The 22001-nt window shown below is 48.6% G+C and carries 20 protein-coding genes; all 20 read left to right on the plus strand.

Going from position 1 to position 22001, the window contains the following annotated elements:
* Positions 1-24 precede the first annotated feature (24 nt).
* The 20 genes from zwf (at position 25) to dltD (ending at position 21969) form a co-directional block, all read left to right on the plus strand.
* Positions 25-1512, plus strand: a complete 1488-nt coding sequence (gene zwf, locus LHUE1_RS09185; RefSeq protein WP_070650289.1) for a glucose-6-phosphate dehydrogenase — start codon at positions 25-27, stop codon at positions 1510-1512.
* Between the two features lie 278 nt (positions 1513-1790).
* Positions 1791-2897, plus strand: a complete 1107-nt coding sequence (gene dinB / locus LHUE1_RS09190) for a DNA polymerase IV (protein WP_049171159.1) — start codon at positions 1791-1793, stop codon at positions 2895-2897.
* 116 nt (positions 2898-3013) lie between these two features.
* Positions 3014-4327: a DRTGG domain-containing protein gene (locus LHUE1_RS09195; RefSeq protein WP_025012316.1), complete on the plus strand. Its 1314-nt coding sequence runs from the start codon at positions 3014-3016 to the stop codon at positions 4325-4327.
* Between the two features lie 6 nt (positions 4328-4333).
* Positions 4334-5290 (plus strand): DHH family phosphoesterase, encoded by a 957-nt coding sequence (locus tag LHUE1_RS09200; RefSeq protein WP_049171156.1) that lies wholly within the window; start codon positions 4334-4336, stop codon positions 5288-5290.
* Between the two features lie 5 nt (positions 5291-5295).
* Entirely contained in the window at positions 5296-6642 is a 1347-nt protein-coding gene (locus LHUE1_RS09205; RefSeq protein ID WP_049171155.1) for a DEAD/DEAH box helicase, read from the plus strand.
* Between the two features lie 5 nt (positions 6643-6647).
* Positions 6648-7583 carry a hypothetical protein gene (locus LHUE1_RS09210; RefSeq protein WP_049171153.1) on the plus strand — a complete coding sequence of 312 codons (936 nt, stop codon included), beginning with the start codon at positions 6648-6650 and terminating at the stop codon, positions 7581-7583.
* Between the two features lie 294 nt (positions 7584-7877).
* On the plus strand, positions 7878-10523 hold the full coding sequence (gene alaS / locus LHUE1_RS09215) for an alanine--tRNA ligase (RefSeq protein WP_277848352.1): 2646 nt from the start codon (positions 7878-7880) through the stop codon (positions 10521-10523).
* 206 nt (positions 10524-10729) lie between these two features.
* Entirely contained in the window at positions 10730-11821 is a 1092-nt protein-coding gene (locus LHUE1_RS09220) for a hypothetical protein (protein ID WP_087911723.1), read from the plus strand.
* 104 nt (positions 11822-11925) lie between these two features.
* Positions 11926-12186 (plus strand): IreB family regulatory phosphoprotein, encoded by a 261-nt coding sequence (locus tag LHUE1_RS09225; protein ID WP_003564007.1) that lies wholly within the window; start codon positions 11926-11928, stop codon positions 12184-12186.
* The gene (ruvX, locus tag LHUE1_RS09230; protein WP_010493748.1) at positions 12186-12620 is read left to right on the plus strand and encodes a Holliday junction resolvase RuvX; all 435 of its coding nucleotides are present in this window, start codon (positions 12186-12188) and stop codon (positions 12618-12620) included. The genes LHUE1_RS09225 and ruvX overlap by 1 nt, the downstream gene beginning before the upstream one ends.
* A gap of 49 nt (positions 12621-12669) precedes the next feature.
* Positions 12670-12990: a DUF1292 domain-containing protein gene (locus LHUE1_RS09235; protein ID WP_010493750.1), complete on the plus strand. Its 321-nt coding sequence runs from the start codon at positions 12670-12672 to the stop codon at positions 12988-12990.
* 378 nt (positions 12991-13368) lie between these two features.
* Complete coding sequence (locus tag LHUE1_RS09240) at positions 13369-13614, plus strand: cell division protein ZapA (protein WP_049171146.1); 246 nt, start codon at positions 13369-13371, stop codon at positions 13612-13614.
* Between the two features lie 12 nt (positions 13615-13626).
* Positions 13627-14160, plus strand: a complete 534-nt coding sequence (locus LHUE1_RS09245) for a CvpA family protein (protein ID WP_049171143.1) — start codon at positions 13627-13629, stop codon at positions 14158-14160.
* A 65-nt stretch (positions 14161-14225) separates the two neighbouring features.
* A complete protein-coding gene (locus LHUE1_RS09250; RefSeq protein ID WP_049171141.1) occupies positions 14226-16586 on the plus strand; it encodes an endonuclease MutS2 in 2361 nt (786 codons plus the stop codon).
* Between the two features lie 66 nt (positions 16587-16652).
* A complete protein-coding gene (gene trxA, locus LHUE1_RS09255) occupies positions 16653-16964 on the plus strand; it encodes a thioredoxin (protein ID WP_010493758.1) in 312 nt (103 codons plus the stop codon).
* A gap of 519 nt (positions 16965-17483) precedes the next feature.
* Positions 17484-17633 carry a teichoic acid D-Ala incorporation-associated protein DltX gene (locus tag LHUE1_RS09260; RefSeq protein ID WP_005714493.1) on the plus strand — a complete coding sequence of 50 codons (150 nt, stop codon included), beginning with the start codon at positions 17484-17486 and terminating at the stop codon, positions 17631-17633.
* 17 nt (positions 17634-17650) lie between these two features.
* Positions 17651-19171: a D-alanine--poly(phosphoribitol) ligase subunit DltA gene (gene dltA, locus LHUE1_RS09265; protein WP_049171138.1), complete on the plus strand. Its 1521-nt coding sequence runs from the start codon at positions 17651-17653 to the stop codon at positions 19169-19171.
* Entirely contained in the window at positions 19171-20388 is a 1218-nt protein-coding gene (gene dltB, locus LHUE1_RS09270) for a D-alanyl-lipoteichoic acid biosynthesis protein DltB (protein WP_049171136.1), read from the plus strand. The genes dltA and dltB overlap by 1 nt, the downstream gene beginning before the upstream one ends.
* Before the next feature lie 67 nt (positions 20389-20455).
* The gene (gene dltC / locus LHUE1_RS09275) at positions 20456-20701 is read left to right on the plus strand and encodes a D-alanine--poly(phosphoribitol) ligase subunit 2 (protein ID WP_010493765.1); all 246 of its coding nucleotides are present in this window, start codon (positions 20456-20458) and stop codon (positions 20699-20701) included.
* Entirely contained in the window at positions 20698-21969 is a 1272-nt protein-coding gene (dltD, locus tag LHUE1_RS09280) for a D-alanyl-lipoteichoic acid biosynthesis protein DltD (RefSeq protein ID WP_049171134.1), read from the plus strand. The genes dltC and dltD overlap by 4 nt, the downstream gene beginning before the upstream one ends.
* Positions 21970-22001: the final 32 nt, after the last annotated feature.

The raw sequence follows: 22001 nt of genomic DNA on the forward strand, positions 1-22001 counted from the left end.
TTTTGAGAAAGCAGGGTCGTATACATGCCAGAAGAATCACGCGCTGTGATCATTATTTTTGGAGGATCAGGGGATCTGGCTTCGCGTAAGCTATATCCCGCATTGTTTAATCTTTATCGCCGCGGCGTGTTGGCTGAACATTTTGCCGTGATCGGGACTGCCCGGCGACCATGGAGCGATGAACATTACCATGAGGTGGTTGAAACCGCGATTGCCGGGCTTAACCCCGAGCCGGCGCAAGCACACGCGTTTGCCCAACATTTCTTTTATCAAAGCCATGATGTCACCGATGCGGATCATTACATCACGCTAAAAAATCTGGCGGCTAAGTTGGATGATCAGTTTGCGACGGGTGGCAACCGGGTCTTTTACATGGCGATGGCACCGGACTTCTTCGAAACCATTGCCAGCCATCTCAAGTCCGAACATTTGTTGACAGATGTCGGGTTTAATCGGCTCATTATCGAAAAACCGTTTGGCCATGACTACGCCAGCGCCAAAGAACTGAACGACTCGTTAACGGCAACGTTTGACGATGATCAGATCTTCCGGATTGATCATTACTTAGGCAAAGAGATGATTCAGAATCTTTTGGCGTTTCGGTTTGACAATACGATTTTTGAAGGCATCTGGAATAAGAAGTATATCGACAACATTCAAATTACGTTGGCAGAAGCGGTCGGTGTTGAGGAACGGGCCGGCTATTATGAAAAGGCTGGTGCACTGCGGGACATGGTGCAAAACCACGTGATGCAGGTGCTGTCTTATCTCACCATGGACAAGCCGAAGTCCTTTACCACCAATGATATTTTGGCGGAAAAGGATAAAGTGTTCGCGGCGTTGAAGCCCTATGATCTGGCAACAGCGAAAGCCAATTTTGTCCGCGCCCAGTACGTCGGCGCTGAAGTCGATGGGAAAGCCGTTCGCGGATACCGTGAGGAAGAAGGCGTGGCGGCTGATTCACAAACCGCGACATTTGTGGCCGGAAAAATTATGTTGGATATGCCGCAGTGGCAAGGCGTTCCGATTTATATTCGCACCGGCAAGCGTTTGACGCGCAAATCGACGCAGCTGACACTGACCTTCAAGCCAGTCGCTGCGCCGTTGTTCGGCCAATCCGCCGACAGCAAACCGGATACTTTGACGATTTATATCGAGCCAAGTGAAGGCTATTCGTTACAACTAAACGGCAAGGCGTTGGGAACTGGCCTCACCATTGAACCGGATGAATTGCGTTACCGTCATGATCCAAAGGCAGCGGCTGCAGCACCGGAGGCTTATGAACGGTTAATCAACAACGTGTTGGAAGGCGATCAGACCAACTTTACCCATTGGTCCGAATTGTCGGCTTCGTGGCACTTCATTGATGCCATTCAGGCTGCCTGGTCACAAGAACCGAACATGCCGACGTATCCGGCCGCAACCATGGGACCACAGGCAGCGTTTGATTTGTTGTCGCGCGACGGCCGCGAATGGTTCTGGCAGCCGCACCGTGTTCAAATGGCTGATTAAGACTAATTTGCAGTGAGAAGGGACTGTGGCCGGAAAGGTTATGGTCTCTTTTTTAGTGAGCGTGAGCTGGCGCGGTTAGAAGCCGGAGTGTAAGCGGCCTCGAAACCAAATGGCTGGTCTTTGGTCATTTGGTTTCGAGGTCCTTACACGCAGGCTTCTGCGCCAGCGACCGCGTTCGCGTTATAGAAAGCCAGACTTATTCGCCCAACATAGAAAGCTTCCCGTCCACCATAGTTAAGTAAGCACAATCGCTTTTCAATCACCGTAAGGAGGGACACATGGCACTATTCGAATTACCTTTACAAAATGATACGTCCCGAAAGATTATCCATCTCGACATGGATGCTTTTTACGCCTCGATTGAAATGCGCGATAACCCGCAACTGCGACGCAAAGCCTTGGTGATCGCGCGAGATCCGCGCACGACCGGTGGGAAAGGCGTTGTGACGACGGCTAATTATGTGGCTCGGCGCTATGGCGTGCACTCGGCTATGCCTGCTAATGAAGCCTTGCAACTGGTGCCGCGATCGGAACTGGTGTTTAAAACACCGGACTTTCCTAAATACAAGGCTGTCTCAGCACAAATTCACGCCTTTTTTCATCAGGTGACGGATTTAATTGAACCGGTTGCCTTTGACGAAGCATATCTGGATGTGACGGCCAATCACGCTTTTCCCAGTACCATTGCGCTTGCCTTATGGTTGCAGGATCAAATCAGTCAGGCCACGCAACTGACCAGCTCCATTGGTATTTCTTACAACAAATTCATTGCCAAACAGGCGTCTGACTATAACAAACCGAACGGTCGGACCGTGGTGCTACCGGAACAGGCATTACTGTTTTTGGATCGCTTACCGATTAAACAGTTTCGCGGCGTTGGAAAAAAGACGCTGCCAAAATTAACGGATCTAGGCGTGACTAATGGCAAAACGTTACGTGCGTTATCACAGGATCAGCTACTGGGGATGTTTGGCAAGATGGGCTTTGTCTTGTACCAGCATGCCCGTGGCGTCGATAATCGCCCAGTGGCAGTGCGGACCGCCAAGTCGATTGGCAAGGAACGAACGTATGGCACGCCGCTGACTGATTCTGCGAGTGTCCAGACCCAGCTGCGTAAACTGGCGGCGATGGTGGTCACATCTTTGAATCAAAAAGGCATGCATGGCAAGACCGTTGTCCTTAAAGTTCGGGATGTCGATTTTATCACTCAGACAAAACGCTTAACCCAGGATCATTATTTTGAAAATGAACAGGATATTTTTGCCGCTGCATGGCAACTTTGGCAGAGCGTCAAGTTACCAAAGTTAGCGATTCGCCTGCTGGGCATTACCGTGACCGGCCTCGATCCTAAACAGTATGAAAATATTGATTTGCCATTAGGATGAGGATTGGAACTGCTTTCATTGTCATGCCGCCTGTGGCCGAATGGTACTGTTCCCATACTGTCATAGTACAGCCAAAGCTATGGTATACTAACGATAGATTGCAATGAGGTGATGGTATGGCAACAAAGCATGAGCAGATTCTGGATTATATTGCGAATTTAGCCGTCGGCAAGAAAATCTCGGTTCGATCAATTGCTAAACATTTGAAGGTAAGTGAAGGTACTGCCTATCGGGCGATTAAGGAAGCCGAGAATACCGGTTTCGTTTCCACAATTGCCCGAGTCGGAACGATCCGAATCGAACAAAAGCCGTTAAATCCAATTGAATCCGTCACGTTTAAGACGTTAGTTGATTTGATTGATGCTAACGTCTTAGGCGGTCATGCCGGCATGGATAAGAAGCTCGATAAGTTCGTGATTGGTGCGATGACGCCGGCCGCCATGCGGCCATATATTACGCGTAATTCATTGCTGATTGTCGGAAATCGTGAAGACGTTCAGCGCCTGGCACTTGAAGACGGTGCTGCGGTGTTAATCACTGGGGGATTTGAAACCAGTCCGGCGATTATTGCTTTAGCGGATAATCAGCAGCTGCCAGTGCTGCAGACCGCTTATGACACGTTTACCGTGGCGACAATGATTAATCGGGCTTTGTCCGATCAAGCGATTAAGCAGGATATTTTAACGGTTGCCGCGATTTATACCCCACTTTCTCAGATCGAAACGATCGGCGTTGAAGCAACCGTGGGCGATTACTTGGCCATGACGGATCCGCATTATCCGTTACCGGTCATCACCCGCAACGGTCGCCTAGTTGGATTAATGCGTCCGGCATTGGCAGCTGGCAAAAAACCAACCGTGCCGATCGAGCGGTTAATGCAAAAAGATCCGCAAACCGTAAAACCGTATTTGAGTGTTACCACAGTCGGGCACACAATGCAGGATAACGGTATGAATGCGATGCCGGTGGTTGATGACAGTTGGAATCTACTCGGAATTGTGACGCGCAATGCCGTCTTTTCCAGTTTGACCGGGATTGCGCATAGTCGGGAATTGTCCAATACCATTGCGGATCAAGTCAGTGCCCAATTGACGGCGATTACACCGCAAAAGCCGTACGGTGGCGGGTTTGAACTCAAAACGGTGCCAGCGATGACCAATGCGTTGGGGACGATGAGTTTTGGGGTCCTTGCTGAAGCCATCAATAGCTGCACCACAAGGTATCTCCACGCTAGCGGGCGGCGAAATGTGTTGGTTGAAGGTGTGAATCTGACCACTTTCCGCCCTGTACAACTGGAAAGCATTGTGACCGTTTTGCTACGCGTACTTGAACTGACACGTCATGATGCCACCGTCGATGTCGACGTCCTCAGCGATGGGGTTCAGGTGGCTAAGGCGGTTGTGACCTGTCAGTTACTAGAAAGGAATTGATCAAACATGATTCAAACCGATATTATCAACGCCATTAAGGCCAATAATCCCATTATTATTCACCGGCACGTGAACCCGGATCCGGATGCATTGGGATCCCAAGTTGGCTTGGCCGAAGCCATTCGCGCGGGTTTTCCGGACAAGCAGGTTTATCAAGTCGGCAGCGATACCGGGAATTTAAGTTGGTTGGCGCAGGAACAAACCATCAGCGATGATGTTTATAAGGACGCACTGGTGATTGTGACCGATACAGCTGACACACCGCGGATTTCGGATACGCGCTTTAATCAAGGGAAAATGCTGATTAAAATCGACCACCACCCTAATGATGATGCTTACGGCGATCTTACCTGGGTCGATAACGATGCTAGCTCGGCATCCGAGCTGATTTACGATCTTATCGCTGCCAGCGACGGCACGTTAAAATTATCGGATCAAGCGGCACGAATGCTTTATGCCGGCATTGTCGGTGATACCGGCCGATTCCTTTTTAATAACACGACGCCGCATACGCTGCAGGTAGCCGCCGAGCTCATTAAAAAAGATTTTGATCCGACTGCGATTAACAATCGGATGAACACGGTCACATTGGCCCAAGCCCGACTGCAAGGGTATGTGATTGACCATTTGAAGATCAGTCCGGCCGGGGCAGCGAGCGTCACCGTGCCACGTACTGCCATTGAGGATCTGAAATTAGCAGACGATCAGGTAAGTGCCGTGGTCGGAACACCTGGCCGACTCGACATTGTTGTCGCCTGGGCCGAATTTATCGAACAGGCAGAAGGCGGGTACCGAGTTCATTTACGTTCTAAGGGGCCCATTATCAATACACTCGCAAAAGCGCACAATGGCGGAGGGCATCCCTTGGCCAGCGGTGCCAAAGCCGCTAATTTTGACGAAGTGATTCAAATCGAAACGCAACTTGATCAATTGGTCAAAGACTATTCAACTTCAGGAAAGTAGGCATTATGGAGAATCAATTTAAACAATACCAAATCAAACCGTTCGTGATCGCCGGCCTTGATGCTATGGGGATCACGCAACCGACGCCGATTCAAAAAAAGGTGATTCCGGCCTTATTGCGCGGGGAGAATCTTGTGGGCCAGAGTCAAACAGGCAGCGGGAAAACCCACGCCTTTTTGGTACCGTTGCTTAGCATGGTCGATCCTGAACAGGATGCAACTCAGGTGGTCATCACGGCACCGTCCCGCGAGCTGGCCAATCAGATTTATGCGGTTGCCCAACAACTGACCCAAACGGAGCCAGCGATTCGGATCAGTCGGTTAGTCGGCGGGATGGATAAGCAAAAGCAGATTGACAAACTGCAGCATCATCAGCCACATGTAGCCATTGGCACACCGGGGCGGATTCTAGATATGATAAAACGTTATGATTTAGTGCCGGCTTCGGTTCGGCATTTTGTCGTTGATGAAGCCGATATGACGTTGGACATGGGTTTTCTGGAGACTGTCGATGCGATTGCGTCTAGTTTTCCGGAGAATTTGCAGATGGCCGTTTTTTCTGCCACCATTCCGCAAAAACTCGAACCGTTCCTGCGTAAATACATGCATCACCCCACAATGATTGAACTCAAACCACAGTCCGTCATCGCTGACACCGTTGAGAATATTCTGATTGCTGCTAAAGGACAGGATAAAAACGAACTGATTTATCAGCTTGTGACGATGGGCCATCCGTTTCTGGTGTTGATTTTCGCCAATACCAAAACCAGCGTGGATGCGATTCATGATTACCTGAAACATCAAGGGTTGAAAGTTGCCAAGATTCATGGTGGCGTCCAGCCGCGTGAACGCCGGCGCATCATGAAAGAAGTGGCTGATCTTAAATATCAATACGTAGTTGCGACTGATTTGGCTGCGCGTGGCATTGATATCAAAGGGGTTTCGATGGTGATTAATGCCGAGATTCCGCGGGATCTGGAGTTCTTTATTCATCGAGTGGGACGGACCGGACGAAATGGTATGGCCGGTACGGCGATCACGCTTTATGAACCGGGACAGGAAGACCAGGTCGCCGAGTTAGAGCATATGGGTATCAAGTTTGCGCCTAAGACCTTACACAAAGGCGAACTGGTTGACACGTATGATCGGAATCGGCGCGTTCACCGTAAGCCTAAGCAGGAAGAAACGAGTCTGGCGATGCGCGGCTTAGTCAAAAAAGCCAAGCAAAAGCATATGCCAAACTATCGTAAGAAAATTCGTACCGCTGCACTACTGGAACGTAAACGGAATGCCAAAGTTGCCCGTCGCGAAGCCTTATTAGCTGAAAAACGTAAAAACCGCAAACGAGGATAAAAAATATGGCCGTAAACGAGTTGACGCTGCCGACATGGAATACCCTGAATGAAAAACGGCAGCGCTTTATTTTTCAACAGCTGACTCGCTATTTCTTAAGTCCATTGCTGACAGTTGACGCGATTCGTCCGGTGACCGCTACGTTTTACGGTCAGACACTTCACACTTTTGAAGCGATGATCGGTGGTGAGTGGGTGCGGTTGGTTCCAGGAATGACGAATGTCAGTCTGGGATTCGCCGCGGATCTGCAGGAAGAGTTGGCCCCTTACTTGGCGCAAAGCGGTTTGACTCTGGCTGACATTCAACAGCTGCTTTCGCCGGTTAGAAAAACCGATATGCCTCCTATGTTGGTCGCAACAAGGGCAACGCCAGCCAATGAGGAGATTTTGGGACGGGTTAGTTTGACCACCCGAATTTTCAAGGGCAACCATATGGCATATGCGGCAATCCGTGCGCAGGTACTGGCATTACTGGATCGTCATGGCAGCCTTGATCCGTTTTCGCAAACCGGCTGGCCGGCAACCCTGACGAGCGGCAATGTTAAATTGCGACTGGCCAGTGCCCACCATTATCAGGTCAGTATCGTTAAATCGTGGCGTAAGGCTGATTTGAGCAAGTCATTGAGCTATTTTGGCTTCCGTCTGCCGACTCAGGATCAATATGAATACCTGCAAAGTGGCGGGAATCCCAGCCTGTTTCCATTCGGCAATACGCTACCACTGGAAATGCCGCGGTATTTGCCTAACCGCTTTGGCCTGACCATTCCGGTTAAACGAACCGGTAGTGAGCTAATTGTCGAAGACTTGCAAAAAAGCACGGCGTTAACGGCACAGCCGACAGCAAAAGAGGCATTGGCGTTATCGCCGTTTTATCAGGTTCCAGGTGAAGTAGATTTGTCATCTGCCGTGTATCGACGGGTTGCGACAATTACGGTGAATTAGTCGCCAAGCCTTCATGCTCCTTAACAAAGTGAGTTGACCCCACTTTTCAGAAAAGCTATAATGAAAAACCGTTAGGACATGCGTCGACCCCTGTGTGAGACAGAAACAACCGCGTTAGTTGAGAACGGTTGCGCCAGGCTAAGATGTGCTCCCTGATATCAGTTGAACGAATATTAATGAAGTGGTAATGAGTCGCATCATTGCAACCAAGGTGGTACCGCGTGTAAGCGCCCTTGGCAGCAATGGTGCTTTTTGTGTTAACGTGCTTACCAGCCCAGAGGAGGAAGTGCCAAAGTGAAAAAGATGTCAAGTGGCGAGATTCGCCAAATGTTTCTGGATTTTTTTAAGAGTAAAGGTCATGCTGTTGAACCAAGTGCTTCGTTGATTCCGGTCGACGATCCGACTTTGTTATGGATCAACTCCGGTGTTGCGACGTTGAAGAAGTATTTTGATGGCTCGGTGGTGCCGGATAATCCGCGGATTACAAATGCCCAAAAGTCGATTCGAACCAATGATATTGAGAATGTCGGGAAAACCGCGCGGCATTTAACCTTTTTTGAAATGCTAGGCAATTTTTCGGTTGGTGATTATTTCAAAAAAGAAGTGATTCCGTGGGCGTGGGAGTTACTGACGAGCCCTAAATGGTTCGGATTTGATCCTAAGCGTCTGTACGTTACGGTTTATCCAAAAGATAAGGTAACTAAAGAGCTATGGCGCAAGGTCGGGGTTCCTGACGATCACATCGTTGAAGCGGAAGATAATTTCTGGGATATTGGTGAAGGTCCATCCGGTCCGGACTCCGAAATTTTTTACGACCGCGGTCAATCCTTTAACAATGTTGCTGAAGATGATCCTGAAAATTATCCCGGTGGTGAAAACTCGCGATATGTTGAGATCTGGAACATTGTCTTTTCAGAGTTGAATCATCTGCCAGACGGCCGGTTTGTCGAGCAGCCACATAAGAACATTGATACCGGCATGGGGCTGGAACGTTTGGTTGCCGTGATTCAGGGGACACCAACGATTTTTGAAACCGACCTGTTCATGCCGATTATCAAGGCAACCGAAAAGATGAGTGCCGGTAAGAAGTACGGTGCCAATGCGCAGGATGATGTTTCATTCAAAATCATCGCGGACCACGCGCGGACGGTGACATTTGCCATTGGTGATGGCGCCTTGCCAAGTAACGAAGGTCGCGGTTACGTCTTGCGGCGGCTGATCCGGCGTGCGGTTCTGAATGGCAAAAAATTAGGCATCGATCACGATTTTCTGTATCAATTGGTACCGGTTGTCGGCGAAATCATGAAGAGCTATTACCCACAGATTCTGGCTAACCAACCATTTATTCAAAAGGTGATCAAATCCGAGGAAACGCGATTCCGTCAGACGTTGGATGCCGGTGTCAATCTGTTGAACCAGATCATTGCCGAATTGAAGAAAACCGGCAAGAAAGAAATTTCCGGTGCCGATGCCTTCAAGTTGTTTGACACATACGGGTTCCCGGTTGAAATGACCAATGAGTTTGCGCAGGACGAAGGCTTGCAAGTCGATATGGCCGGCTTCAAAAAGAACATGGCCGCGCAACGTGATCGGGCTCGTAAAGCGCGCGGCGATCGCCAGTCGATGGGCAGTCAGGATACGGTTTTAATGAACATTACAACCCCAAGTAAATTTACCGGCTGGACCGAATTGGATCATAAGCATGCGACCTTGCAGGACATTATCGTTGATGATCAGCTGCAGAATGATGTCAGTGATGGCACGGCGCAGTTGATTTTTGACGAAACCCCGTTTTATGCGGAAATGGGCGGCCAGGTAGCCGATCACGGACAAATTAAGGCGCAAGACGGAACGGTATTGGCAGAAGTGACCGATGTCCAACACGCACCCAATGGCCAGAATCTGCATACGGTGACGGTTAACGGTAAGTTGGAAAAAGGCCAAGCATACTGGCTGAGTGTTGATCGGCTGCGGCGGAAGAAAGTATCGCTTAACCATACGGCGACTCATTTGCTTGATCAGGCACTGCGCGACGTTTTGGGCGAGCACACTCACCAAGCAGGTTCATTAGTCGAACCGGATTACTTGCGGTTTGACTTTACGAATTTCGGGCAGGTAACCCCGAAACAGCTCCGCGAAGTCGAAACGATTGTTAATCAGAAAATCTGGGATGCTTTGCCGATTACCTGGAAAGAGATGCCAATCGAAGAGGCCAAGAAACTTGGCGCGATTGCTATGTTTGGGGACAAATATGGCGATGTCGTGCGGATTGTGTCGATTGGTGATTATAACAAGGAATTCGACGGCGGCACGCATCCAACCAATACCAATGCATTAGGATTATTCAAGATCACCAGTGAATCCGGTATCGGTGCCGGTATTCGCCGGGTCGAAGCTGTGACCTCTAAGGAAGCTTATGAATATCTGACGCAACAACAGGATTGGCTGAGAGAAACCGCAGATCATCTGAAGATTGATCAGGTGAAAAACGTGCCAAGCAAGGTTGCCCAACTGCAGGCTGATCTTAAAACCGAGCAGAAAACAGTGGGTGGGTTGCAGGCAAAACTTGCTGCCCAGGCTGCGGCTGGTATTTTTGATCATGCTGAAACGATTGGTGACTTTAAGATCATTACCAAACAGGTTCAAGTTGCCGGGATGAACGAGCTGCGACAATTGGCTGATGAATGGAAAACCAAAAACGCATCGGATGTACTTGTGCTGGGAACGGAAGCCAATGGCAAGGCAAACTTGCTGGTAGCAGCCAATGCAACCGCGAATAAAGCCGGCATCAAAGCAGGTGACCTGATCAAAGCCATCGCGCCAAAAGTTGGCGGTGGCGGTGGTGGCCGTCCGGACATGGCTCAAGCAGGCGGCAAGAATCCGGCTGGCATCGGGGCAGCCTTAAACGAAGCCAAGGAGGTTATTGGCCAACAAGCTTAGTAAACTGAAGTCGTTTTACTGGTAATCATGGTCAGCTTCAGTGCCTAAATTGATCCTCTTGAATGCCATTTAAATAGTTGTACCGTGCGTCAGAATTCGCTAACAGTTATTTTGTTAGTCGAACCCTGACGCATTTTATTTTTGGCGTTATGAGCGCGATGATTCATGGTAGAATGAAGAAAACGATTCCATTGGGGGTGAGTAGCATGAGAGCGTTGCGGTTGGCCTTAACCGATTTCTTGGGGACGCGGGAGGTTTATCAAGTCGTCTGTCGCGATAACCTGGTTAACATAGATTATATTGTTGATCCGACAACGCTGGAAGGAGCGGCCGAGAATGAATTGACAGGAGCGGATGCTGCGGCGTTTATTGCCAAACTATCCGCGCTCGACTTCAATGCCTGGCGCAAACCGTCAGCTGAAAAGTCACCGATGCTGGCTGACACGCGCTGGGAATTGACGATCACTGACGATGGTGGTCAGAAGGATCGCTACGAAGGCGGTCAGCCACTTCCTGAAAATTTTGAAACCTTGCTTAGTTTATTGAAGTATGCCGTTACCGTTCCCGGCGGTCATTTTTTGCCGCCTACAGCGTGGCAGATGGATTATGTCCGTTTTGGCACCATCCAGTTGCCGAAGTTCGATGGACCGGGCCGCTTTTTAAATCGGCAATTACGTTATCGGCGAACGTACCTGATTGATGCGTTGAATAATCAAGTGGTTCTGAAAACTGCCTACGCCGAGCCGCTTTCCGATCATGATGTTGTCTATCATGACCCTGAGCTGGTAGCATCCTTAGCTAAAAAGGTGACCGATGCTGTGGCTGGTTTAGGCGATTTAACCGCCATCACTGTCGATCCTGCTCAGCGGCCGCGAGCGATTCTGGTATTGACGGTAAAGTATCCGCACGGCGAGCCAACGCAACTTCAAGTGAATGCTGAAACCGACTTGAAGATGAAGAAGTTATGGCAGACAGTCACTGCGGCCATTCAGAATTTTCGGCGGATCGGTGAACGACGTGATCTGCAGGAAGCTTATCAACTCGGTCCGCAGTTGATGCATTACATTAAAGTCAACTTCCGGCAAGGGTCCAAGGATTATTTGTATAAAACCGATTTGCCTGGACTGCAGGAAGGCGACGTGGTCATCGTTCCGGTGGGAAATGAAGGGCGTACGCTGCATGGTGAGGTTGTCGATGCGCAGGTTATGCCGCCGATTCATTTTCCAGTGCATCCTGATAAGATTAAACAGGTGATCGGCTTGGCTGATTGGGATGACGAGGATGATGATTGGGTGTAACAGACGCTTTCATTGACTTTTTACTTACTTTTGCTCAGGAATTGTACATTTGCCTGGCTTTCAAGTAAAATGGTCTGTGAAGCGGATAGAATAGAGGTGTAAGAATGAGCACATTAGATCAAACCGTTCACTTTGATTTTCGAGATAACAATCCGAAAAATGTTCACGAAACGTTGGAAACTGTGTATAAGGCGCTTGAGGAAAAAGGCTATAACCCGATCAACCAGATAGTGGGGTATCTGATTTCTGGGGATCCAGCCTATATTCCTCGGTACAATGATGCGCGTAACCTGATCCGGAAACATGAGCGCGACGAGATCATTGAAGAGCTTGTTCGAAACTATCTTGGCAAGGAGCAAGCTTAATGCGCTTAATGGGGTTGGACGTCGGTTCTCGGACTGTCGGGGTAGCGATCAGTGATCCTTTAGGCTGGACGGCACAAGGTCTGGAGATTATTCGGATCAATGAAGATAAACAACAGTTTGGGATTGCCCGCCTCAAAGAGTTGGTCAAGCAATATGAAGTGACCGCCTTTGTTTTGGGTTTACCCAAAAATATGAACAATTCAATTGGACCACGCGCAGAAAAGTCACAGGCTTATGGTGATTTACTTAAAGAGACGTTTGGTTTGCCAGTTGACTTTATTGATGAGCGGCTCACAACCGTTGAGGCTTCGCGCATGCTGATTGAAGAAGCAGACGCCAGCCGTAAGCGGCAAAAGCAGGTCATTGATAAAGTGGCTGCTCAGATGATTCTACAAAATTATCTGGATGCAAAAGGTCCCTTGACGAAGCAATAATCATGGCAGGTGGCAACACAGGTTCCGCCTGTATTTAAGGAGAAGCAAGATGGCGAATAACGAACATGTAACGCCCGGCGATGACAATCAGCAGATTACGCTGATCGATGAAAAGGGCAACGAAGAGCTCTATCAGGTTTTATTCACGTTTGATTCCGAAGATTATGGCAAAAGCTACGTGCTTTTATACCCTGCCAGCGAAAGCGATAATCAGGAAGTTGAAATCCAGGCTTTCTCATTTACGCCGGATGCAAACGGGGATGCCAGCTCGGGAGATCTTTTTCCTATCGAAGACGATGAGGAATGGGATATGGTCGAAGAAGTCCTAAACACCTTCTTGGCCGATGACGATTCAAATCTACAAGATTAACCAAGTCATCCCCCCTAGCAGGCCACCGGAATTGGTGGTCTGCTTTTTGTGTGAGCGCGAGCCGGCGCGGTTAGAAACCGGAGCATAAGTGGCCTTGAGATTAAATGGCTGGGCTTTGGCCATTTAATCTCAAGGTCCTTATGTGCAGGTTTCTGCGCCGGGGAGCGCGTTATGGAGTGAGGACGTATGTTTTCGAGGCGGTCTTTGCCAATGCGACCAAGTTCCTTACATGGAGGTTTCTGCGCTGGGGGAGCGTGTTATGGCAACCGAACACATTTCGAGCAGATAACTCCCAATTTCAGTCGCATTTACCCGCACCTGCTCGCGACCGGTTAACTATGGTAAAATACACCTTAAAAGAGTGGAGGCATTCGCGTCATGACTGAGGAGAAGCGCCGCTTTAAAGCCGTTATTGGCGGTAAAGCGTATACGATTATCGGACCCGGATCCGAGCAGCACTTTTTGACCGTGACAAAGCTGCTGAACGAACGGCTGGATCAAGTTAAAACGCTCGCACCGGATCTGACCGCCGAAGAGCAGGCCGTTTTAGTTGCCTTCAATGCTGTTTCTGATCAGGTTAAACTGTTAGCGGCCCAACAGGATGAGCCGGATCAAAAGGCATAGTGGGGGAACGACTTGATTTCGATTGCGATTATTTTAGTGTTGGCATATTTTTATTACAGTGGGGAACGTCGCGGGGCTGCGTTGCAGTGGCTACACGTGGGCGGATATGCCCTGAGTTTTTTGGCAGCAACTGCCTTGGCCCAGCCATTAGGGGAACACTTCACGTTATTAATTCCTTATCCGTCAGCGACTAATGCCGGTCAATTTGCGTTTTATTCCGATAAAATCGGTTTGACGTTAGATACCGCGTTTTATCGCGGCTTTGCTTTTTTACTGGTACTGACGATCGGCTGGTTAATGACTCGAATTATCTCGTTGTGGTTTCATGATTTGACTTATAAGGCAATGGGTCACCGCAGAAGTGCTGTCATTGGCGGCATTGCCAATTTGGTAATCGGGTATATTTTTTTGTTTCTCATTTTGGCGCTGCTGGCTTTGATTCCGATTGCCGGGATTCAGCAGGGCCTCGACCATTCGATTGTTGCCAAAGTCATGATTAAATATTCACCAGGGTTAACACAATTTGTGAATGCCCTTTGGTTGTGAACACAGTGACGCTCAAGGACGGAGAACGGATGTCTTTGGGCGCTTCGTGGTTATAGGAGCAGAACATGAATAAAAAGATTTTAAAAACACTTGAATACGACAAGATTCAGCGAGCACTGTTGCGTCAAGTCGTAACGGCGAAAGGACGGCAGCTGGTCCAGAATATGGTGCCGTTAACGGATCCGGTGGCCGTACAACGGGCGCTGGATGAAACCGCTGACGGAGCCTCAGCATTGCGGCTCAAAGGTGGCATTCCGGTTCCCCAGCTGGAAAATATTGATCCGGCATTAAAGCGCGTCGATATCGGGGCCGTTTTGAATGGCCAGGAGTTGGCCAGCATCAGTCGGGTGTTGCAAACAGTGAGTGCCATCGATAAATTTTTGACTGACTTACAGGATCAGATTGACTTTCGGCAGTTATATACGTTGCAAGAGGAACTGACAGCATTGCCGCAATTATCTCGGCGTTTGAAGACTGCCGTTGATCCAGATGGCACTTTAACTGATGAAGCCAGTCCCGAGCTGCACGGGATTCGTGAGCAAATTAAACGTATTGAAAGCGATATTCGTAACAAAATGTCTGAATATACGCGTGGCGCCCAGTCAAAATATTTGAGTGATCCAATTGTAACGATTCGTGACGATCGCTATGTCATCCCGGTGAAAGCAGCGTATCGCAGCAAATTCGGTGGGGTCGTTCACGATCAAAGTGCCACGGGGCAAACGCTTTTTGTTGAACCACAGGCTATCGTCGCGTTGAATAACCGTCTGCGTGAGGCGCAGATGGCAGAAACAGCCGAAATCAATCGGGTGTTGGCTGAGCTATCAAATGAGTTGGCACCCTATACAGGGCAGATCAAAGCCAACGCGGCGGTTTTGGGCCATTTTGACTTTATTAACGCTAAAGCCAAGTTGGCTAAGAACCAAAAGGCAACCGAACCACTTGTTTCATCTGATAATGATGTCTTGTTGCGGCAGGCACGCCATCCGTTAATCGACCGGCATCAGGTGGTTGGTAATGATATCCCACTGGGAGCAGATTATCAGGCAATGGTGATCACAGGCCCCAACACCGGTGGGAAAACGATCACCTTAAAAACGTTAGGCTTATTGCAGCTCATGGGTCAATCCGGCCTGTTTATTCCGGCTGACGATGAAAGCCGCATCGGCATTTTTGATGAGGTTTTTGCCGACATTGGCGATGAGCAGTCGATCGAACAGAATCTGTCCACTTTTTCGGCCCATATGGATAATATCGTGCACATTCTTAAACAGCTTTCGCGCAATAGTCTGGTGCTGTTTGATGAATTGGGCGCAGGCACGGATCCACAGGAAGGGGCGGCGCTGGCGATTGCAATTTTGGATGCGGTCGGCGAAATTGGTGCCTATGTTGTGGCCACGACGCATTATCCGGAGCTGAAATTGTATGGCTACAACACCCCCAAAACCATCAACGCGTCGATGGAGTTCGACAGCAAAACGCTGCAGCCAACCTATCGCCTGTTGGTCGGTGTTCCCGGTCGGTCAAACGCCTTCGATATTTCGATGCGATTAGGTCTACCGCAGCCGATTGTCGATCGGGCCAAGTCGATGATTAGCTCTGACAGTCACGAACTCAACAATATGATCAGCGATTTGGAAAGGCAACGTAAGGCAGCAGAAAATGCGCGGGCAGCCGCGCAACGGCAACTGGCAGATGCCCAAGCGCTTCACGACGAATTGGCTGACGCGTATAAGACATTTACCACCGAACGGGACGCTCAGTTGCAACAGGCAAAAGAAAAAGCCAATGCCATGGTTGACAAGGCGCAGGCAAAAGCGGATAAAATTATTAAGCAGCTGCGGCAAATGCAACTGACCAATCCGGGATCCGTCAAAGAAAATCAATTGATTGCGGCCAAAACCGCTCTGAAGCGTCTGCACCAAGACGAGCCACTGCAAAAAAATCGGGTGCTTCGCCGTGAGCGGGAAAAGCAGGCCTTACATGTCGGCGATGAAGTGAAGGTTGCCAGTTATGAACAGACTGGCACTTTATTGGAACAGTTCGACAAGGATCATTGGCAGGTTCAGATGGGCATTTTGAAAATGAAGGTGCCGACGTCAGAACTGGAAAAAGTCAAACCAACCAAACAGGCCTCCGCCCAGCGGCCAGTGGTCAAAGTTAGTGGCGGTGGCATGAGCGGCCCGTCCACCACGCTGGATTTGCGCGGCGAACGTTATGAGCAGGCGATGGCCGATCTGGATCAATATATCGATGCAGCACTGTTGGCAGGCTATCCGTCGGTGACGATCATTCATGGTTTGGGCACCGGCGCGATTCGCAATGGCGTGACCCAATACCTCAAGCGTCACCGCCAAGTGAAAAGCTTTGGATTTGCCCCGCAGAATGCTGGCGGATCCGGGGCAACGATTGTTAATTTCAAGTAGCTGGTAGTATTTTACCAGTGAATGTGCTATGATTTAGTTACAAAAAGTAAGAGGAGGAATCCGTTCATGGTTCAAGCAGTTACAGATTCAAACTACAAGACGGAGACCGACACCGGCGTCACCCTAACCGATTTTTGGGCGACTTGGTGCGGCCCTTGTCGCATGCAGAGCCCGGTGATTGAAAAATTAGCCGAGAGTCGCGATGATGTTAAATTCGTCAAGATGGATGTCGATGCTAACCCGGAGACACCAAAGTCATTTGGCATTATGGCGATCCCGACCCTAGTTATCAAGAAGGATGGCAAGGTTGTCGAGAAGCTGGTTGGCTATCAAACCAAAGATCAGCTTGACGCAACACTGAACAAGTACACCGCTTAATTGAAGCAAAAGGACCAACATTCTGGTCGGAGGCTGCAGTCTGAATAAGGCTGTGGCCTTTTTTAGAAGTGTCAAATAAGACGCGTAACTTTTTAGCACACAAGCAGGTTTGTGCGAAAGTTACGCGTTTTTTCTTTTTCATAACCAGATTGGTGAGACTCAAAAATTGGGGGTTAAAGCAAATACCGTTCACTGTGGATATAAAAAACATGATAAAAAGACGAATCTTAATCCAAATCGAGGAAAATCAGTGGGATTTTGCAGATGTAATCGCTATATTAGGGTTATTTCATCGTGGTGGTTTAGCCTGGGAAACGACCTGTATTGAACACGCATAAACGCGTCCGACGTTGGTATAACAGGAACTTTGAGATGTTAAACAATTGTTTGGGTTGAAGCCCGGTAGATAGTTGTCTGGTTCACATTACGAAACTGTTAGGTGATTGTTACGCTTTTCGTTGGCGAGGCGTTTTCTGTAAAACTATAATAGACGTGTAATTAAGAACGTGGGGTGACAAGATGTTCGCAAAATTAAAAGCGGTGTGGGAAAATCCCACATTTCGGTTCATCTTTTGGACCGTCACGTATTTCGTGATTCTGCTGGTTCTGGTTTATCTATACGGATACAGTGGCATCAATAACAGTAAATTCATCTATAACGAGTTCTAAAAAGGGGGAAAACCGAGATGATCGATAATGTCATCACAGCGATTGATCGGGTCGCCGCAGAGCATCCAACGCGCGTGGCTTATGATTATGAAGGTAAACAATACACATACGCGCAGTTAAAAGACGGCAGTGATCGCTTGGCCGGTTTCTTTGCGGAAACCTTGCCAGATGGTCAGCCGATCATTGTGTATGGCGGACAAACCTTTGATATGGTTGAGGTTTTCCTTGGGCTTTCAAAATCAGGGCATGCCTACATTCCGATCGATACGCACAGTCCGAATGAACGGATCACTCAGGTCCAGGATGTTGCCCATGCACCGGCCGTCATTGAAGTCGCTCCGCTGCCGATTACGGTGCCAGACGTCCAGATTATTAAGGCACCGGAACTCCATGACGCCGAAAAGACGCATGAACCGATTCGTTCCTTGCAACATGCCGTCACCGGAGACGATAACTACTACATCATTTTCACGAGCGGCACAACCGGCAAACCAAAAGGCGTTCAGATCAGCCATGAGAATCTGTTGAGCTATGTTAATTGGAATATCTCCGATTTTGGCCTTCAGGAAGGCGTCGTTTCGATGTCCCAACCGCCGTATTCGTTTGACTTAAGTGTCATGGATCTATATCCAACGTTGGTACTCGGCGGCACGTTAAAAGCTTTGCCAAAAGAAGTGACTGACAACTTCAAAGACTTATTTGCAACGCTGCCAAAGCTCGGTCTGAATGAATGGGTTTCAACCCCGTCATTTGTTGAAATTGCCTTGCTGGATCCGAACTTTAAACAGGAAAACTATCCGAACCTGACGCATTTTCTATTCTGCGGTGAGGAACTTGTCAATAAGACCGCACAGGAGCTGATTACGCGCTTCCCGAAAGCAACGGTCTATAACACTTATGGTCCGACAGAAGCAACGGTTGCCGTGACCGGTATGGCGATCACGCAGGAAATTGTCGATCAATATCCGCGGTTGCCAATTGGGTATGCCAAGCCTGACACCGACATTTTCATTGTTGATGAGCAAGGCAATCAAGTACCGCCTGATACGGAAGGCGAGTTAATGATTGTCGGACCAAGTGTTTCTAAGGGTTATCTCAATAATCCGGATAAAACCGCGAAAGCTTTCTTTAAAGTTGGCAGTAAGCGGGGGTATCGTTCCGGTGACTTAGCAACGATGACGGCAGATGGCATGATCTTTTATCGTGGTCGTACCGATTTTCAAGTCAAACTGCACGGTTACCGCATTGAGCTGGAAGATGTTGACCATAACCTGAATCAGGTTTCTTACATCAAGCAGGCGTCAACGGTGCCGCGCTACGATAAGGATCATAAAGTAGCACAATTAATCGCTTTTGCGGTTGCCAAACCTAACGACTTCGATAGTGATATGAAGTTAACGCAGGCGGTCAAAGCCGAACTTGGCAAGATGGTGATGGAATATATGATTCCGCAACGCATTATTTATCGGGATCAATTACCATTGACAGCGAATGGCAAGGTTGATCGCAAAGCACTGATTGCAGAGGTAAATCACTAATGCTGAATTTACAACCTTATGAAAATCCACAGTATTTTCTCTATTTGATCATCGCCTTGCTGCCGGTCATCATCGGGATGTTTAAAGGCTTCAGGATGCATTGGTATGAAAGCATCTTTTCACTGGTGTTCCTGGTTCTGATTTTTGATGCTGATAAGTGGCCACAGGGTAAGGCACTGTTGGGATATGTTGTCTTCAACCTGTTGCTGGTATATGCCTACTTCAAGTATCGCACGCGAGAAGGGTCGAAAAACTCGACGGCCGTGTTTTATCTCAGTGTTGCGTTAGGCATTGCCCAGCTAGCGGTTGTCAAGTTTACCCCGTTGTTCCAACATCACGGCTCGATTCTGGGTTTTCTGGGAATTAGTTATCTGACCTTCCGTGTCGTCGGAACGATCATGGAAATCCGGGATGGCTCGGTCAAAGACCTGAATATGTGGAAGTTTGTCCAATTTCTATTGTTCTTCCCAACGATCTCAAGCGGCCCGATTGACCGTTATCGCCGCTTCGTTAAAGATTATGATCGGGTCCCTGACCCTGAACATTATGCCCAGCTAGTCACAAAAGCGATGCATTATTTGATGCTCGGGTTCCTTTACAAGTTCATTTTGGGTTACATCTTTGGAACGCTGTGGCTACCTTCCGTCGAGCATATGGCGATGGCAAGTCGCGGTGGGGCATTCTTGGGACTCAGTTGGCCAGTTGTCGGCGTCATGTACGCTTATTCCGGCTATTTGTTCTTCGACTTTGCCGGTTACAGTTTGTTCGCAGTAGCCATTTCGTATCTGATGGGCATCGAGACGCCAATGAACTTCAACAAGCCATGGATGTCTTATAACATTAAGGACTTCTGGAATCGTTGGCACATGAGTCTGAGCTTCTGGTTCCGTGATTACATCTACATGCGGTTTGTGTTCTTCGTGATGAAACATAAGTGGTTGAAATCACGGGTCTCGACGGCGTTTGTCGGGTATCTGGTGTTATTCCTGATTATGGGTATCTGGCACGGGGAAACCTGGTATTACATTGTCTATGGGCTATTCCACGCCATGCTCATCAATCTGACCGATGCTTGGCTGCGCTTTAAGAAGAAGCACAAAGACTTCTTCCCGCACAATAAGGCAACGCATTACTTTGCTATTTTCATGACAGCAAATGCAGTCTGCCTTTCGTTCTTGATTTTTTCCGGGTTCTTGGACACACTGTGGTTCCATTAAAAATGTTGTGGTAAATGGCCGGTCGTTCAATGACCGACTGGAGTTGAAAAGAAAGAGGTAGTTGATAATGGCAGACGAATCAATTAAAAATGGTGTTTTGGATATTTTGGCTGATTTAACCGGTTCTGACGATGTGAAAAAGGATTTGGATATGAACTTGTTTGAAACCGGGCTGTTGGATTCAATGGGAACCGTACAGCTGCTGTTGGAACTGCAAAGCCAGTATGGTGTGAACGCACCGGTATCCGAATTTGATCGTAAGGAGTGGGATACTCCAAATAAAATCATTGCAAAGGTCGAACAAGCACAATGAAAAAACCGATCGGGAAGATCCTTTGGCGCGGACTTGGCCCGCTGCTGATCGCTGTGATCCTGGTCGCCGCCTTGATGCTCGTGCCATTTAAGTTTGGCAGCAGCAGCCAAGCGACGATCAGGCAGGCAGCCAGTTCAATGTCGGCCAACGTGCTTAAAGGCGAAAATATTAAAAATGAAGCCATGGCCGAGAACTATGTCCCGTTCATTGGGTCATCCGAATTGTCGCGGATGGATGCTTTGCACCCTTCCGTATTGGCGCAAAAGTATCATCGCAGCTATCGTCCGTTTTTGATGGGGATGGCCGGTACTCAATCGCTGACACATTTCCTGTCGGTCAACGCGTTGACGCATGCGAATGGGAAAAAGGCTGTGATGGTGCTGTCGCCGCAATGGTTCGTTCCTGGTGGTGTGCGCAAGGCACAGTTTGACTTCTTCTTTTCTCCGGCGCAACTGACGACGTTCCTGTTGCATGCTAATCCGAATTCAGAAGCGGATCGCTATGCAGCGCGCCGACTATTACAATTTCCTTCGACTAACTCGGATCGGATGTCTAATGGGGCTTTGAAGAACATTGCTGCCGGACAGAAGCTGTCGGATGCCCAGTATTGGTATTTGAAGCAAGTTAAAAGTCCGATGGCTGATCATCAGGATGCCTTGTTCTCACAGCTGTTTTTAAATAATAATCAGCCTAAGTTGAATAAGGCGGCCAAACAGTTGCCGGCTAAGTATGATGTTGACGACTTAGACGGTGTGGCGACACAGATAGGCATGAAGGACACGACGAACAATCCTTTTGGACTCAAGAATGACTTTTATTCGAAAAGAGTTAAAAAGAATTTGCCTAAGCTGGAGGGGTCACAAGCGCACTGGAGTTATGTGAAATCGCCGGAATATTCTGATCTGCAACTGGTTTTGAATACCTTTGCGAAAAAGCACATGGAAGTTTTGTTTGTCATTCCGCCAATCAATGCCAAGTGGGCAGCGTATACCGGCTTGGATATGAACATGATCCAAGATACCGTGACGAAGTTGAATTATCAGCTGAAAACACAAGGCTTTAATCATGTCCTGGACTTAAGCCAAGATGGTGCGCAACCGTACTTCATGGAAGATACGATTCATATTGGCTGGCGCGGCTGGCTTAAAATGGACCAAACTGTCCGTCCGTTCCTTAAAACGAATAAGGCAGCAAGAATTCATTACAAACTTAACGACCAGTTTTATACGAAGAGTTGGCAACAGCGGTCAGCCAATGGCCTAGACTGAGGTTCTGAAAATAGCGATAGTTAATATTCGTG

Source organism: Lacticaseibacillus huelsenbergensis (assembly GCF_029726355.1).
Taxonomy (GTDB): domain Bacteria; phylum Bacillota; class Bacilli; order Lactobacillales; family Lactobacillaceae; genus Lacticaseibacillus; species Lacticaseibacillus casei.

Excerpts from the sequence above, each read along its gene's own strand:
- zwf (WP_070650289.1), top strand. The coding sequence starts at position 25 with ATGCCAGAAGAATCACGCGCTGTGATCATTATTTTTGGAGGATCAGGG.
- dinB (WP_049171159.1), top strand. The coding sequence starts at position 1,791 with ATGGCACTATTCGAATTACCTTTACAAAATGATACGTCCCGAAAGATT.
- LHUE1_RS09195 (WP_025012316.1), top strand. The coding sequence starts at position 3,014 with ATGGCAACAAAGCATGAGCAGATTCTGGATTATATTGCGAATTTAGCC.
- LHUE1_RS09200 (WP_049171156.1), top strand. The coding sequence starts at position 4,334 with ATGATTCAAACCGATATTATCAACGCCATTAAGGCCAATAATCCCATT.
- LHUE1_RS09205 (WP_049171155.1), top strand. The coding sequence starts at position 5,296 with ATGGAGAATCAATTTAAACAATACCAAATCAAACCGTTCGTGATCGCC.
- LHUE1_RS09210 (WP_049171153.1), top strand. The coding sequence starts at position 6,648 with ATGGCCGTAAACGAGTTGACGCTGCCGACATGGAATACCCTGAATGAA.
- LHUE1_RS09220 (WP_087911723.1), top strand. The coding sequence starts at position 10,730 with ATGAGAGCGTTGCGGTTGGCCTTAACCGATTTCTTGGGGACGCGGGAG.
- LHUE1_RS09225 (WP_003564007.1), top strand. The coding sequence starts at position 11,926 with ATGAGCACATTAGATCAAACCGTTCACTTTGATTTTCGAGATAACAAT.
- ruvX (WP_010493748.1), top strand. The coding sequence starts at position 12,186 with ATGCGCTTAATGGGGTTGGACGTCGGTTCTCGGACTGTCGGGGTAGCG.
- LHUE1_RS09235 (WP_010493750.1), top strand. The coding sequence starts at position 12,670 with ATGGCGAATAACGAACATGTAACGCCCGGCGATGACAATCAGCAGATT.
- LHUE1_RS09240 (WP_049171146.1), top strand. The coding sequence starts at position 13,369 with ATGACTGAGGAGAAGCGCCGCTTTAAAGCCGTTATTGGCGGTAAAGCG.
- LHUE1_RS09250 (WP_049171141.1), top strand. The coding sequence starts at position 14,226 with ATGAATAAAAAGATTTTAAAAACACTTGAATACGACAAGATTCAGCGA.
- trxA (WP_010493758.1), top strand. The coding sequence starts at position 16,653 with ATGGTTCAAGCAGTTACAGATTCAAACTACAAGACGGAGACCGACACC.
- LHUE1_RS09260 (WP_005714493.1), top strand. The coding sequence starts at position 17,484 with ATGTTCGCAAAATTAAAAGCGGTGTGGGAAAATCCCACATTTCGGTTC.
- dltA (WP_049171138.1), top strand. The coding sequence starts at position 17,651 with ATGATCGATAATGTCATCACAGCGATTGATCGGGTCGCCGCAGAGCAT.
- dltB (WP_049171136.1), top strand. The coding sequence starts at position 19,171 with ATGCTGAATTTACAACCTTATGAAAATCCACAGTATTTTCTCTATTTG.
- dltC (WP_010493765.1), top strand. The coding sequence starts at position 20,456 with ATGGCAGACGAATCAATTAAAAATGGTGTTTTGGATATTTTGGCTGAT.
- dltD (WP_049171134.1), top strand. The coding sequence starts at position 20,698 with ATGAAAAAACCGATCGGGAAGATCCTTTGGCGCGGACTTGGCCCGCTG.